Origin of the sequence: Synechococcus sp. A10-1-5-1, assembly GCF_023115425.1 — a bacterium.
Classification (GTDB): Bacteria; Cyanobacteriota; Cyanobacteriia; order PCC-6307; family Cyanobiaceae; genus Vulcanococcus.
In genome coordinates this window covers 2,079,828-2,094,345 of record NZ_CP096032.1, presented here as the reverse complement: position 1 = coordinate 2,094,345, position 14,518 = coordinate 2,079,828, and the positions used below count along the sequence as shown (strand labels likewise).

Sequence of the window (14,518 nt, the reverse complement as noted above, 5' to 3'; positions counted from 1 at the left end):
TCAGCGAGAAGAAACCAGAGCGGCAGCCAAGGAGGTATGCAGTCCGTGGGACCCACGGAAAGCGAACACTTGGGCCAAAGGCAGTCCCGCTAAGGCGAGATCGCCCAATAGGTCAAGCAGCTTATGGCGCACCGGCTCGTCGGCAAAACGCAGTGGGGGATTCAGCCAACCCTCCCCGTCGCAGACCAGGGCGTTATCCAACGCACCGCCCTGAATCAAGCCGGCGGCTCTAAGCTGGTCCACCTGATCTTTGAAGCCAAAGGTGCGGGCGGGGGCAATGTCCTCCACGAACGCCTGGGGGGTGAGTTCAAGGCTGAAGAGCTGCCGGCCGATGGCGGGATGGGGGAACTCGATCGCCGCACCCAAGAGCAGCCGATCGCTGGGGAGAGCCGTGGCAAAGCTCTGGCCCTGCTGCAGGGTGATCGGCGCCGCCAAGGGAGCGGTCTCGGGGCGAGGACCCAGGCAACGCAGGCCGGCCTCGGCTAGGGCCTCAACCCAAGGCTGGGCCGAACCATCCAGCAGGGGGATCTCCTCACCATCCACCAGGATCAAGGCCGAGGTCACCCCAACGCCGGCCAGTGCGGCCAAGAGGTGCTCAACCGTGGCCAGACGCTGCTCGCCCAGCTGCAAGGCGGTACAGAGCTGGGTTTCGCAGACCTGCGAAGGCTGCAGACGCACGTGGGGACGCTCAGGGGCGTTCAGCCAACCCACATAAAAACCAGGCTGCTCGGCGGGCTCGAGCCGCACCTTGGCCTGCACTCCACTGTGAAGCCCCACACCGGAGCGCTCCACGGGCTGAGCCAGGGTCCATGACTGGCTGTAATCGCTGGGCCAAGTGGTCACAGGATCAGCCTCAGAATTTCCAACCCACACCGAGGTTGAAGCGCCACTCATCGGTGAAGTCCTGGCTGGCCACTTCCAAACGCAGGGGGCCAACTGGGGTGGTGACGATCACACCGACACCCGGGGAGACGCCATCGCCTGGCTTGTCCAGCAGGGTCCCAGGGTTCCCGGGAACATTGGCTTGGCTACCGAAGGTGCTGCCGGCGTCAATGAAGACCTCGCCGCTGATGATGCTGAAGATCGGGAAGCGGTATTCCACCGTCGCCTCACCAAAACTCTTACCAACGCCCAGATCGCAGTCGTAGTAACCGCGAACGGAGTTCGAGCCACCCAAGCAGAAGGCCTCGTAGACGGGCATGTTGCCGAGGTTGGTGCCCACCGAGGCCTGGAAGGCGAGGGCCTGTTTGCAGTCTTCCTTTTGACCGGGTTTCGGACGGCAGCCCTTGTAGAACTTCAGCCAATTCACCGGGATGTAGTGGGTGGCACTCGCCCGAAGACGGTTGAAGGTCGGGGAGTCCTGGCCGACGGAGACAAACTGCTCGGTGCCGACACTCAGGAAATTGCCCTTGGTGGGGTTCCGCGGATCATTGAGGGTGTTCATCGAGGCCGCCAGGCGCAGACCCACTAACTGGTTGGTGGTGGCGCCGTTTTCGCAGTTGTAGGCCACACAAATCACATTGCTGGCGGTGGTGGTGCCGTTGCCCGTGAAGTTGTTGGAGGCCGCGGCGTAGGGCATCGCATCCCCCGCAAAGTTGATGGGCTTGACCTGCTGCGCGTTCAAGCCGACCACCACATTCCAAGGGGCCTTCTTGTAAGGATCTCCACCATTCAGAGGACGGGCCAAGGAGGCCGTACCGCCAATCCGCTGGATCGCAACGGCGTTGCCATCAAGCTGGAACCAGTTGTTGTTGTCGCCCAGCTGGGGATTCGCCGCTTTGGCTGCCGTGGGCGAGGCATAGGGCCCCGCAAAAACCGTGGAATTGCTCTGGTATGCCAGGGCCGTGCTGGGGGCATCGAAGAACCCTTGGGAGACATCAGAAACGGTGTAGAAGTTGCCGTTCTGCTGGCTCTGGAACACCTGGGGGACTTCCCGGCTGAGGAAGACCTTGGTGCGGAAGGCCGTGCGGTACTTATCGCCCTTGATCCAAGGATCGGTGAAGGACAGGTCCGCCAAGCCCCCGAATTGGCCGTAGGTGATGTTTAAGGCCAGGTCCCAAGCGCGACCAAAGAGGTTGCTGTCCTGAAGCTGAATCTGGCCAAAGATGCCCTGGCTTTGGCTGTAACCAATACCGCCGGAGAGGGAGCCCGTGGACTGCTCCACGACACCCAGGACGATGGTGACGGCACCCGGCTCACCCGCCACCGGGCGCAGGGTGACCTTCACATCACCGAACAGGCCGGTGCCATAGAGGCGCTTGATGTCCTCTTCAAGTTGGCGGCGGTTGAAGGTGTCGCCGGCCTTGATCGATATTTCCCGGGTCACCACCCAGGTTTTGGTTTTGCCGCGGATCGGCTGGCCCTTGTCGTTGGTGCTGTCGCCCTCCTTGTTGAGGAACTGCACTTCAACGCCGGCCACGGTGCCCTCACGCACCAGCAACTGCACCACACCACCAGGACTGACCCGGGTCGGGCCGGTGACCCGAGCGAGGGAATAGCCCTGATCGGCGTACCACTTCTGCAGCTCGGCAATGCGGGCCTGCAGGGCATTGAGGTTCAGGGTCTTGCCGTAGTCCGCGGCAAAGATCTCGGGCAAGAGGTTCTCGGGAAGCTTGGTCGTCTCGCTCACACCCTCGAGCTCAACCTTGCTCAGCACCGGGTTCGGCACCACGGTGACGACCAGCCGCACTCCCAGGGGGCTGTCCACCGGCTGAATGCGGACATCGGAGAACCAACCGCTGGCATAGATCGCAGACAAATCGGTCTGCAGTTCAGCGCGGGTCACACGGCTACCGGGGCGTGTGGCCATCGCGTCGTAAACCGCGATCTCCATCCGCTCCTGCTCAGGGTGGCCCTCAGCCCCCTGCACCACCACCTCACTAATCAGAACCTGAGGCTCAGCGGGAGCCGCTGGGGCCAGCGAATCACTGGCACTGGGTGCAAGCGATGGTCGTGGAGTCGGCGTCTCAGACGCAGGCTGATCGACCGGAGCAGGATCCTCAGGTTCGGGGCTCTTGTCCTGCGACCACACCGGGCCAACACCAGCCACCAGTGGCAACGTCAGTGCCAGCCCCAGGCTCCATGCGTGCTTGTTGCCGTTGCGGGGTGCAGCCATGGAACGGGGACTGGTGCGGCGAACCGCAAATTCCGCCGAACTTACTTGCCTAGACGGGGTGGTGGGCAGGCAGCTTGGACCCGTTTGAGAACCTCCCCGTAGGCCTCGACCACACCGCCAAGATCCTGGCGGAAACGGTCTTTGTCCAAAATTCGCTCTTGGGCGTCGCCGCTGACATTGCGATCCCAGAGCCGGCAGGTGTCGGGACTGATCTCATCGGCCACCACCAGTTGACCGTCTGTGGTGAAGCCCAGCTCGATCTTGAAGTCCACCAGCTCCAGGGCGATCTCCGCGAAGAAACGACGCAGGGACGTATTGACCGCCATCGCCAGATGCTCAAGCTCCTGGCGTTGAGAAGCGCTCAGCACACCGAGGCGCTCCAAGCGCGCGTCGGTCAGCAGCGGATCGCCATAGGCGTCGTCCTTGTAATAGAGATCCAGCAGCGGGGGGTCCAAGGGAGTGCCCGGCTCGATCGGCATCTGCTTGCAGAGAGAACCAAAGGCAATGTTGCGCACCACCACTTCCACCGGAACGATCTGAACCGGCTTGACCAGCATCCAGTTGGGTTCCTGCAAGGAGAGGTAGTGGGTCACGATCCCCTCCCGCTCCAGCAACTCAAACAGCCGCGCTGAGATCTGGCAGTTCATCAAGCCCTTGCCCGCCAACTGGGCCTTTTTGAGGGCGTTGAAGGCGGTGGCGTCGTCCTTGTACTCGACCGCTACCAAGTCAGTTTGATCGGTCTGGTAAACGCGCTTGGCTTTGCCTTCGTAGAGCAGAGATCCGAGGGTGTAAGCGGTCATGGTTGCGGTGCGGCGTGGCCTCCGGGGTCGCGGGGGGAACGCAGTTGCTGCTGCAACGCGTCGGCCCTGGCGCTTTGTCCAGAATCTTCCCGCGTGATAGCCCACGCGCTGTAGGCGTCATCCAGACGCTGGCTGAGGCGGCTCAGGCGTGCGCGCGAGCGCTCAGCCACCACACCAGGGGACTCCGATTCGATCAGCTTGCGCTGCTGCTCCAACAGCGCAATGGCCATTCCCCAGGCCTGTGCGGCGGCCGCCTGATCCAGGGCCCGCTCCATCAGCTGATCGCGTTCCGCCAGGGGCAGTTGCGACAGCAAAGCGACCGCTTGGCTGAGGCGCTCGGCCGCGAGCTGCCCCGGACGACGTCCGGCCAGCAGCAGGGCTGCCGCCTCTTGGCGGCGATCCAGGGCAAGCAGGTGGTCCACGTACAGATCGAGAGCCGGCCGCGTGACAACCGTGCCGTCCTCGTTCACCCGAATGGGCAAGGCCAGAGTTTCCAGACGCTCGGGGTCGGCCGCCGTCAGTTGCTCGAGTAGGCGTGCCGCCAGACCATGATGCAAGCCGGCTTGGGCAGCACGCCAACGCTGCACCAACCACTGTTCACGCTCCTGACCGGGGGCAGGGCCAAAGCGGTTGAGAACATCCAGCGCCCCATCAGGGGCCCTGCAACTGAGCAGGGCATTGGCATTCATCAACACCACAGGGAAGGGCTGGGGCGGCGGCGCCACCGTCAGCAACCGCTCCTGAAGCAACCGCAGGCGGGTCACAAAGTCAAAGCTGGCGGCTTCCTGGCAGGCCAGGTTCAAAGCCCGCACGTCTCCGGTCTTGAGCAACGCCTGAAACTCGGCCTCTGGGGTGCTCCCCTCAATCTCCGGAGCCGACGGTCCCTCAACCTTCGGCTTGGGTTGGGCGCGAAAGAGATCGCCAATGAAGGGCAACTTCGCCTCGGCGGGCCCAGCTGCAGCCAACAACAGCGGGAAGAGCGCCAAGCCCAAGGTCAAAGGCCACCGGCGACGCGCCCCCACCGGCGAGTAAAGAAGGAAAGGCACCGGCAGCGGTCTTCTGGGGGACAACCTAGGGGAGCTCACCGCTGTGATTACCGAACTGACCACTCGCTTCCAGCCCTCCATGACCGCGACCGCTGCCCCGCAACACGTGCTGGTCGTCGGAGGGGGTGGACGGGAGAACGCCCTGGCCTGGGCGCTCGCCCGCAGCGCGGGGGTGAAGCAGGTCTGGGTTACGCCCGGGAACGGTGGAACCCCTGAACTCGAGGGCTGCATCCAACTGGCCATCAGCGAGGGGGATCAGGACGCCCTGCTGAAGACCTGCCAGGAGCAAAGGATTGATTTGGTCGTGGTGGGGCCCGAAGCCCCCCTGGCCGCTGGGTTGGCGGATCGGTTGCGCCAAGCCGGGCATGCCGTGTTTGGCCCAGGAGCGGACGGCGCCCAGCTCGAGGCCAGCAAGCAATGGGCCAAAGCGCTGATGGTGGAGGCCGGAATCCCCACGGCGGGCTACTGGAAAGCCAACAGTCGAGAGGAAGCCCTCAGCGCCCTGGAGAGCCAAGGCAAGCCGCTGGTGGTGAAGGCCGATGGACTGGCCGCCGGCAAGGGGGTGACCGTGGCCGAGAGCGTGGAGGAAGCCCGCGCAGCCATCGAGGAGATTTTTGCTGGACGCTTCGGTGCCGAAGCCTCCTTGGTCTTGGAGGAGCGCACCCATGGCCCCGAGGTCTCGGTCTTTGCCCTCAGTGATGGGGAACGCATGGTGCTGCTGCCCCCGGCCCAGGACCACAAACGCATTGGCGAGGGTGACGTTGGACCCAATACCGGAGGAATGGGTGCCTATGCACCGGCACCGCTCCTGGATCAAGCCGGTTTAGAGGAGGTCAAGCGACGGGTCCTCGAACCCACCCTGGCAGCCCTTCAGGCCCGTGGCATCAGCTACCGCGGGGTGATCTACGCCGGCCTGATGCTCACCGAGAACGGGCCCAGCGTGATCGAGTTCAACTGTCGCTTCGGCGATCCGGAGTGCGAGACCTTGATGCCGCTGATGGGGCCGGAGTTTGCTGCGGTCCTGCTGGCCTGCGCCACCGGGCAGCTTGAGAAGGCACCGACCTTGACGATCGCCGACCAGTGCAGCGCCTGCGTGATTGCCGCCGCCCAGGGCTATCCAGGGGAAATCCGCAGGGGTGACACCATCTCCAGCGCAGTGAAGAACGGCGCCGATCGACAGCTGTTCCATGCCGGAACTCGCCTGGACGACGCTGGGGTCTGCCACACCAATGGGGGCCGGGTGCTGGCGATGGTGGCACAAGCGAGTGATTTCGATGCCGCCTTTGCCAAGGCCTACGCCGGGCTCGAGCAGGTGCACTTTGAGGGCATCACCTACCGCCGCGACATTGGCCACCAGGTCCGCAACCACTAAGCTGCCGCCGCCGATCTCAGCACCTTGACCAGCAGCCCCACCACGCCTGCCCCTCGCCGTTGGTGGCAGAGCCTGGTGCGCTGGTGGGCGGAATTCAGCCTCCAGACCAAGCTGCTGGCAGCCGCCACCCTGGTGGTCAGCCTGGTGATGACGGCCATCACCTTTTTCGCGCTCAACGGCATCCAGGCGGATGTACGCATGAGCGACACCCGCTATGCCCGAGATCTCGGGCTACTGCTGTCTGCCAATGTCACGCCGCTGGTCGCCCAGGGCAACGACCGGGAGCTGGCGGCGGTTGCCGAACGGTTTTGGAAATCCAGCCGGAGCCTTCGCTACATCTTCTTCGCCGACCCCGATGGGGTCATCTACCTGGGGATCCCGATCAGTGGCACCACCGGCAGCAGTGAACTGCTGCTGAGCCGCAAATTGGAGCTACCCGGCGAACTCTCCCGGCGTCCGCAGAACCCGCTCATTCGTCAACATCTGACCCCGGATGGGCAGGTCACCGATGTCTTCGTGCCCCTGGTCGCCGGTGGGCGTTATCTCGGCGTGCTGGCCCTGGGCATCAACCCCAACGAAGCGGCCCTGGCCAGCGCAGCGCTGAGCCGAGAGGTGACGGTGGCGGTCTTCATCTCGATCTGGATCCTGGTGATCTTGGGGGCGGTGTTCAACGCCCTGACCATCACCCAACCGGTGAAGGAGCTACTGCGGGGGGTTCGCTCCATCGCCGGGGGGGATTTTGAAGCGCGGATTGCTCTGCCCGTTGGCGGGGAATTGGGAGAACTACTGGACGGCTTCAACGACATGGCCTCCCAGCTCGAGGCCTACAACGAAGCGAACATCGAGGAACTCACCGCCGCCCAGGTCAAGCAGCAGTCCCTGATCGCCACCATGGCCGACGGGGCCTTGCTGCTGGATTCAGAAGGGCGCGTGGTGTTGGTCAACCCCACCGCCCGGCGACTCTTCCGCTGGGAGGGCCGCAATCTTGAAGGCACCCTCCTGATGGATGAACTGCCAGAGGGGCTCAATGTCGAGCTTCAGTCTCCGCTCGAGAGCCTGCTGGAGAACGACAAAGAGAGCAGTGATGTGCGCTGCAGCTTTGGCGAGCCGCCGCGCACCCTGCGCATCGTTCTGCAATCCGTGCGCGATGCCAGTGGTGAAACCCTCAAGGGCATCGCCGTCACGATCCAGGACCTCACCCGGGAAGTGGAGCTCAACGCAGCCCAGAGTCGTTTCATCAGCAACGTCTCCCATGAACTGCGGACACCGCTGTTCAACATCAAGAGCTACGTCGAAACGCTCCATGACATGGGCGAGCAGCTCAGCGAGGAGGACCGGCGCGACTTCCTCGCCATTGCCAACGCCGAGACCGATCGACTGACCCGTCTGGTCAATGACGTTCTCGATCTCTCCCGTCTGGAAAGCGATCGCGCCTGGTCCATGGAAGCGGTGGAGCTGGCCCCGACCATGGAGCAGACCCTTCGCAACTACAAATTAAATGCCAAGGAAAAGGGCGTCGAGCTCGAACTGCACGTCAGCGACGATCTGCCCAGGGTGCGGGGCAACTGGGATCTGCTCCTCCAGGTCTTCGACAACTTGGTGGGCAACGGCCTGAAGTTCACGGCCGCCGGAGGAAGCCTCAGTCTCCGGGCCTACCTCTGGCCGGACGTCTGCACCATCGACCCGAGCACCGCCGCCAACCCGGATAACCCCGCCTGCGAGCTGACCGCACCACTGCCAAAGCTGCGGGTGGAGATCTCCGATACGGGCTCTGGCATCTCCCGCGAAGATCAAGCGAAAATCTTTGATCGCTTTTATCGGGTCGAAAACGCCGTTCACACGGAAATCGGAACGGGGCTGGGCCTTTCGATCGTGCGGGGCATCCTCGAAAAACACGGGACCATGATCCGCATGGTCAGCGAGCTCAATGTCGGCACGACCTTCTGGTTCGACCTTCCCCTTGAGGACGCAGACGATACAGAACTCCAACTTCAAGCTGAAAGGAGGAGTTCGAGCGATTTAGGCGTTGGGATCTAGAACTGATCCTCTCCAACCCCTTTCACAATTCGCGAGAGCTCGCTGCGCTCATCGTGGTTAATTCGGTGCGGGACGCCGCTAATAATCCGCTCAAAGTTGGAGAAAGAATCTTTGATCTCGGGGCCATTGCTGGTGATCACAAATTCACGAATCCCCTTGTCGTGCCAGGAGCCACGCATCTTGAAGACGTTCAGAGCACGGGCCATTTCACCGCGGATCTCAACGTACTGAAGTAGCAGGATCGTGTCGGTGATTGTCGAGATGTGGGAATCTGTGATGGAGTGGCTTCCCATGAACTCCTCGGAGGTATTGGTAAAGAAGCCGGCGATCTCTTCCTGCTTCGCATAGCCGGTCACACCGATCACAAACTGACGGAAGGCGTTGTGACTAACACCCCGCGCCAAGGCCGAGAGGGAGTCAATCGCCATGCGCGAGGGCTTGAACTGACTGATTTCCGTTTTAATGATCTGCAGATGATCCTCCAGACCCGTTGACTCCGGATAGGCACAAATAATTTTCAGGAGCCCCTGTCGCTCCATCTCTTCAAAATCAATGCCCCAACTGGTGGCATTGCGCAGCAGTTGGGCCCGCGACTCCTCGTAGGCAAACAGGATGGCCCTCTCCTTATTGGCGCAGGCGTTTTCAACAAACTTGCTGACCAGCAGGGTCTTGCCGGTACCGGTAGCACCGGTCGCCAGGATGATCGAATCCTTGAAGAAGCCCCCTCCGCACATCTCGTCGAGGCGCGGGACTCCAGAGCTGACCCGCACATTGGAGCTGCGTTGGGTCAGTCGCATCGCCCCCAGCGGGAAGATGCTGATGCCATGGGAGCCCATGGTGAAGGGGAACTCTCCCTTCATATGGGTGGTTCCGCGCAGCTTGAGGATTTCCACCGTGCGCCGGCGCCGCTCACCCTCCAGGACATTGCGGAGGATCACGACGTTATCGCTGACGAATTCCTCTACCCCGTAGCGGGCAATCGGACCGTACTCATCGATCCGCTCAGTGGTCATCACCGTCGTCACCCCGATCTCTTTAAGTCGGGCAATCAGCCGGAATATCTCGCGACGCACGACCGAGACCGCATCGTATTGCTGAAAAACGGCCGTAATCGAATCGATCGCGACGCGCCTGGCTTTGTACTTGCGGATCGCATAGTTAATCCGCTCAATCAGACCCGAGAGATCGAAGCTACCGGCGACATCCTGTCCCTCAGGATCAGGGGAGGCATCCAACAGGAATAACTTATCCTGCTCGACCATTTCCTGAAGATTCCAGCCGAAACTGGCGGCATTACGGAGGATATCGAGCGGCGACTCTTCAAACGTGACAAAAATTCCAGGCTCGTCGAACTGACGAATGCCGTTGTAGAGGAAGTTGAGCGAGAAGACCGTTTTACCCGTACCCGAGGTTCCACTGATCAGCGTCGAGCGACCAATCGGCAACCCCCCCTGGCAAATATCATCAAAACCCTCAATCCCCGTGGGGAGCTTCTGAACCGTCGATAGGTTGTTGGGTTGTGGGATGGGGTCCTGCATGGGGTGGGTAGGCCTACTGGCAATTTAGGGATAATTGATGGCGATGGCAGCCATTCTTTGTCAGTTCAACGTTGGTTTTCACACAAGATCCCCCGTCGCATCCCCATCAATCAAGGACTCGGACAAAGCCTCGTCACTGAGCTCCTCAAACAAAAGGTCCAAACCAATCAAAACCCGTTCTCGATCTGACAGATCACCAATAATCCGGCGCACCGGAGGCGGCAGAATCTTCGACAGGGTGGGTGTGGCCAAGATCTTGTCCTCTTCGGCCAGTTGCGGATTCTTGAGCACATCAATGACTTTCAAAGCGTAAACACCTTGGAACTCCGTATCCAGAATGTTGCGCAGGGTTTTGAGCGCACGCATGGAGTTGGGCGTGTTCCCCGCCACGTACAGCTTCAAGATGTAGGTCTTGCGCGGACTCATTGAAATCACCTCCTCAGGTCAAATGGAATGGGGAAAGAACTAACCAACAGCCTCATCAGGCGGCGGCTCTGCTAACGGGATATCGGGAGGGATCGAACGCCGGTACATCTCACACAAATGGGCCATGACATCCAAGAGCGCAAGCCTGTAATCCTGAAGAAAGTCGTTTTTATGGCCCTCCAGCCGTAGCTGCTTCCAAAAGGACTCCATCAGGTCCACATGGATTTCAACAACGCTGTTGACCGGCAGATCACAAAAGAAGGCGCTGTGGACAAAGCTTTCAATCGCCTGGTTGGCCGCCGCAGGGTCCTTGAAGTAACTGATCAGGACGTCGCGATAGCCCCGCTGCAACGACTGGCGCAACTCTCTGTGGTCCTCCTGGGGCAGATTGCGTAAAAAGAGAGACGGGTCGCGCTTATAGAAGACCCCTAAGTAGCCCAATCGGCCCTGAAGGCGATTGGGAAGCCGCCAAGACAATGGAGTCGAGGCCGACTCACCACCGGGCTCATGCCCAGCGGACATCCCCTTGCGCAGGAAGCGCGAGACCGCCGCATCCAGGCTGTAGACGATCTGCTCGAGCTGGTCCTGGGGCAGATGCACCTCCGCCTCGTGATAGTCCACGCGACCGCTGACCTCCCCCACGACGACCGCCGGCAGCAGTACGCCTTGCTGCCGCAAGCCCTCGAGGGCATCCGGAGCCGTGACCCCCTGCTGCAAGAGCACGACATCAAAGGCATCCCGCCGCTGCATCAGTTCGGCGATGGGGTCAGAAAGGGAGCCCAGATCCTCCAGTCGATAACGCTCGCCCTTCAGCCAGGTGGTGGCGGCCTTGACCAACCGCGGGTCCGACAGCAGCGATGCAATGGTGAGCGCCGGCTGAGTCATCGGCCGTAGTCAGAGCCCTCGCACGTGACCACAGTGTTGACGGGAGTCGCCTCGAGCGGCGAAACTCGTTGTTTGTCTTCCGATTGCCGTGGCAGGCCGAATTGGCGGTGTCCTTCCGCCAGCCTGACCGCGCCCCTTTCGTCATGAGCACTGATTCGCAAACCGGCCCTTACGCCATCGTTGAAACGTCGGGCACCCAGGTCTGGGTCCAGCCCAATCGTTACTACGACCTCAACCGCATCCACGCCGAGGTCGACAGCACCCTCACCCTTGAGAACGTGCTGCTCGTCAACGACGGCAAGGCCGCCAGCGTTGGTCAGCCCTACGTCAAAGGGGCCACCGTTGAGCTTCAGGTGATGGCTCACCGCCGCGGCCAGAAGATCATCGTTTACAAGATGCGCCCCAAGAAGAAGACCCGCCGTAAGAACGGACACCGTCAGGAGCTCACCCGCGTGATGGTCAAGTCCATCAGCGTCGGCGGCAAAGCACTGGCCTGATCCTCCAGACCCTTTTCCTGAACCCCTGAGCTTCCTCCCCCATGGCCCACAAGAAAGGCACCGGCTCCACCCGTAACGGCCGCGACTCCAACTCCAAGCGTCTTGGCGTCAAGCGCTACGGCGGTGAATCCGTCAGCGCCGGTTCGATCCTCATTCGCCAGCGCGGCACCTCCGTCCTCCCCGGCAGCAATGTCGGCCGCGGCGCTGATGACACCCTCTTCTCCCTCGTCGATGGCGTGGTCAGCTTCGACACCATCAAGCGTGGCCTGCGCACCCGCAAGCGCATCAACGTGGCCGTCGGCTGAAGCCAACTCCTAGGCGCTCCTGAGCCGGCACCTTGGTGCCGGCTTTTTTATGGGCTGGCTTCAGGCCAAGCGGTAGGCGCGGGTGGTGATCAAGTACGGGTGAAACACCTCGAGGAAGCGGGCCTGCAGGGTGCGGAAGAACCGCTCCACCAGTGCCGGATCATCAAAGTGGAAGGGGTACTCGCCGTTGAAGCCCTGAAAGAAATACCAATTGAGTAGGGCAATGGCCTCGGGGCCCATCCGCTGAGCGAACTGCTCGAGTTGCGCCGATGGATCCTTGAGGTGCTCGAGCACATCCAGGCAGACCACCGTGTCGAACTGGGCCGGGAGGGCGGCATCCCCCAGGTCCCGGAAACAGCGCAGCTTGTGCGCCAAGCCAAAGCGCTCAGCCCGGTCCGTGACAAAGGCTCGATTGGCGGGATTGAGGTCGACGAACCAGACCGCCTCCACCTCGGGGAGAGCCGCAGCCGCCAGGGCATGGGTGCCAATCCCACCGCCGAAATCGAGAACCTGACCCTTGGCAAACATCGCCTGCAAACGCAAGGTGTCCGCGATGTAGTCCGCACTGCTGAGGTGCCAAGCCGCGAGTTCCAGCAGGTGGGCATGGCCCACCTCGTTTTCGTAGAAGCTCCCCGCCTGGTCAGGATCAAAGGCCCCAGGATGCGCTGCCGCCAGGGCCTCGGTGGCCAAGGGCAGTTGCCGCTCAAGCTCAGCCGGCGAGAGCGAGAGATGGGCCGCCAGATGCTGGCGAAGATCAAAGCCTCCGGCGAGGAAATGATCGAGGGAGAGAGCGGCGGTGACGGTCATGGCTGATCACCGTAGAGGTCGCTGCTCAGGGCCCAACTCCGCCCCGGCCCCCGGGACCATCAACCAACGGCGCAACCAGGCCGTCAGCCAATAGAAGGGCAGGGTGTCGATCAAAGCGGCCAAGGCCTTGAACAGGTAACCGCTGGCAATGAAGCTCACCAGCTGCGGAGCGACCGGCAGGTCGGAACGCACGGGCAGGACATGGGCGGCGTAGTGGCTAATCAGCACCACCGCAGTCGTATCCACCAGCTGGCTGACCAAGGTCGAGCCGTTGTTGCGCAACCAGAGCGCCCGGCCGCCGGTGAAGCGTTTCCAGAAATGGAACAGGCGCACATCCGTGAACTGGGCCGCCATGTAGGCCGCCATGGAGGCCCCGACCGCGCCAAAGGCCAACCCCTGCACTGCAAAAAACGTGTCATCCGGCGCCCCCGGCAGGCCCGGCAATACGCCGCCCAGCCAGAGCACCAGGACGATCCAACCGTTCAGAAGCAGCCCGACCCAGACCAACTGATTGGCCCGTTGCTCGCCCCAGATTTCACTGATCAAGTCGGTGCAGAGAAAGGTCACCGGATAGGGGAGGGCTCCAACCGCCACCACCACGGGCCACGAGCCAATCTGACCGAGCTGAAGAAAGCGCGTCAGACCAAGGATGTTCAACATCCCCATCGTTCCAAGGAACAGACCGGACAAGACCAGAAAGGCCAGCTCCCGGCGCTGTTGCAGAGCCTCGTCCACGGGCATTGAGCGCCATCAGCTGCGCCACACGGTGGCACCATTGCGACGTGCTCGCCTCAATCCAGCGTTGACCTGCGGCTTTCTCGTACTCGACAAGCCGGCGGGGATGAGCTCCCACAGCTGTGTCTCCCGAATCCGCCGGGCCTATGGGCTCAAACGGGTGGGCCATGGCGGAACCCTGGATCCGGCGGTGACAGGGGTGCTGCCCATTGCCCTGGGCCCCGCCACCCGGCTGCTTCCCTACCTCGAGAGCGACAAGACCTATCGGGGAATCGTCCAACTGGGGGTCAGAACCGACAGCGATGACCTGGAGGGTCAGGTCCTGGAGGAGCGTTCTGTGCCAGGCCTCAGCCGCGACGCCATTGACCACGCCCTAGGCCCGTTCCGCGGCGCCATCCAACAGCGCCCTCCAGCGGTCTCAGCGGTCCACGTCAATGGAGAACGGGCCTACAAACTGGCCCGCGCCGGCCAGTGCCCCGATCTTCCCCCCCGACCGGTGATCATTCACCGCTTGGACCTGTTGGGTTGGGATCCAAAGCAGGCCCAGATTGAACTGGAGGTGCACTGCAGCTCTGGCACCTACATCCGCTCCTTAGCCCGCGACCTCGGGGAGGCCCTGGGCTGTGGCGGCAGCCTGGCGCGACTGCGGCGGACCCGAGCCCTCGGATTTGGACTGGAGCAAAGCGTGACCCTGGAGCAACTAGAGGGGGAGCCACCCGCGCTGCTCAGCCCGCTGGAGGTGCTCGGCCATCTGCCCCAACACCAGCTGGACGACAACGGGCTGGCGGGCTGGCGCTGCGGGCGGCTCCAGACCTGTGACCCCGGCTGGGCGCTCGAGAGCCCCGTCGTGGTGGTGGATCCAGATGGCAACCTGGCGGGTATGGCCCGGGTCGCCTCCCCCGGACAACTGCAACCCAAGCTCGTGCTCGACGCTGCGGGCTAGCTCACTCCGAAC

General features: G+C 62.4%; 14 protein-coding genes. 5 read left to right on the top strand and 9 right to left on the bottom strand.

Annotation, left to right across the window (positions count from 1 at the left end):
- The 4 genes from lpxC to MY494_RS11195 are packed head-to-tail and all read right to left on the bottom strand — an operon-like array spanning position 1 to position 4,961.
- Positions 1–843, bottom strand: a complete 843-nt coding sequence (gene lpxC, locus MY494_RS11210) for a UDP-3-O-acyl-N-acetylglucosamine deacetylase (protein ID WP_247910321.1) — start codon at positions 841–843, stop codon at positions 1–3.
- 10 nt (positions 844–853) lie between these two features.
- Entirely contained in the window at positions 854–3,115 is a 2,262-nt protein-coding gene (locus MY494_RS11205) for a BamA/TamA family outer membrane protein (RefSeq protein ID WP_247910320.1), read from the bottom strand.
- Between the two features lie 41 nt (positions 3,116–3,156).
- Positions 3,157–3,915, bottom strand: a complete 759-nt coding sequence (gene purC / locus MY494_RS11200; protein WP_247910319.1) for a phosphoribosylaminoimidazolesuccinocarboxamide synthase — start codon at positions 3,913–3,915, stop codon at positions 3,157–3,159.
- On the bottom strand, positions 3,912–4,961 hold the full coding sequence (locus MY494_RS11195) for a hypothetical protein (RefSeq protein ID WP_247910318.1): 1,050 nt from the start codon (positions 4,959–4,961) through the stop codon (positions 3,912–3,914). The genes purC and MY494_RS11195 overlap by 4 nt, the downstream gene beginning before the upstream one ends.
- 79 nt (positions 4,962–5,040) lie before the next feature.
- On the opposite strand from MY494_RS11195, the gene purD reads away from it, so the two are divergent.
- Both purD and nblS read left to right on the top strand, forming a co-directional pair.
- The gene (purD, locus tag MY494_RS11190) at positions 5,041–6,333 is read left to right on the top strand and encodes a phosphoribosylamine--glycine ligase (RefSeq protein WP_247910317.1); all 1,293 of its coding nucleotides are present in this window, start codon (positions 5,041–5,043) and stop codon (positions 6,331–6,333) included.
- A 24-nt stretch (positions 6,334–6,357) separates the two neighbouring features.
- On the top strand, positions 6,358–8,370 hold the full coding sequence (nblS, locus tag MY494_RS11185; RefSeq protein WP_247910316.1) for a two-component system sensor histidine kinase NblS: 2,013 nt from the start codon (positions 6,358–6,360) through the stop codon (positions 8,368–8,370).
- Here the strand turns inward: nblS and kaiC are convergent.
- The 3 genes from kaiC to MY494_RS11170 all read right to left on the bottom strand — a co-directional run bounded on the left by kaiC (position 8,367) and on the right by MY494_RS11170 (position 11,219).
- Positions 8,367–9,908 (bottom strand): circadian clock protein KaiC, encoded by a 1,542-nt coding sequence (kaiC, locus tag MY494_RS11180; RefSeq protein ID WP_247910315.1) that lies wholly within the window; start codon positions 9,906–9,908, stop codon positions 8,367–8,369. The genes nblS and kaiC overlap by 4 nt on opposite strands.
- A gap of 78 nt (positions 9,909–9,986) precedes the next feature.
- Positions 9,987–10,334, bottom strand: coding sequence for a circadian clock protein KaiB (kaiB, locus tag MY494_RS11175; protein ID WP_247910314.1), 348 nt, complete (start codon positions 10,332–10,334; stop codon positions 9,987–9,989).
- Positions 10,335–10,373: 39 nt separating this feature from the next.
- Entirely contained in the window at positions 10,374–11,219 is an 846-nt protein-coding gene (locus tag MY494_RS11170) for a circadian clock protein KaiA (protein WP_247910313.1), read from the bottom strand.
- Between the two features lie 143 nt (positions 11,220–11,362).
- On the opposite strand from MY494_RS11170, the gene rplU reads away from it, so the two are divergent.
- Positions 11,363–11,716 carry a 50S ribosomal protein L21 gene (rplU, locus tag MY494_RS11165; RefSeq protein ID WP_247910312.1) on the top strand — a complete coding sequence of 118 codons (354 nt, stop codon included), beginning with the start codon at positions 11,363–11,365 and terminating at the stop codon, positions 11,714–11,716.
- A 41-nt stretch (positions 11,717–11,757) separates the two neighbouring features.
- Positions 11,758–12,021: a 50S ribosomal protein L27 gene (gene rpmA, locus MY494_RS11160; protein WP_247910311.1), complete on the top strand. Its 264-nt coding sequence runs from the start codon at positions 11,758–11,760 to the stop codon at positions 12,019–12,021.
- Between the two features lie 60 nt (positions 12,022–12,081).
- Here rpmA and MY494_RS11155 read toward each other — a convergent pair whose 3' ends face one another.
- Together MY494_RS11155 and MY494_RS11150 are read right to left on the bottom strand one after the other, a co-directional pair.
- Positions 12,082–12,828 (bottom strand): bifunctional 2-polyprenyl-6-hydroxyphenol methylase/3-demethylubiquinol 3-O-methyltransferase UbiG, encoded by a 747-nt coding sequence (locus MY494_RS11155; protein WP_247910310.1) that lies wholly within the window; start codon positions 12,826–12,828, stop codon positions 12,082–12,084.
- 6 nt (positions 12,829–12,834) lie between these two features.
- Positions 12,835–13,569: a queuosine precursor transporter gene (locus MY494_RS11150; RefSeq protein WP_247910309.1), complete on the bottom strand. Its 735-nt coding sequence runs from the start codon at positions 13,567–13,569 to the stop codon at positions 12,835–12,837.
- Positions 13,570–13,669: 100 nt separating this feature from the next.
- Between MY494_RS11150 and truB the strand changes: the two genes are divergently transcribed.
- Positions 13,670–14,506: a tRNA pseudouridine(55) synthase TruB gene (gene truB / locus MY494_RS11145; protein ID WP_247912036.1), complete on the top strand. Its 837-nt coding sequence runs from the start codon at positions 13,670–13,672 to the stop codon at positions 14,504–14,506.
- Positions 14,507–14,518: the final 12 nt, after the last annotated feature.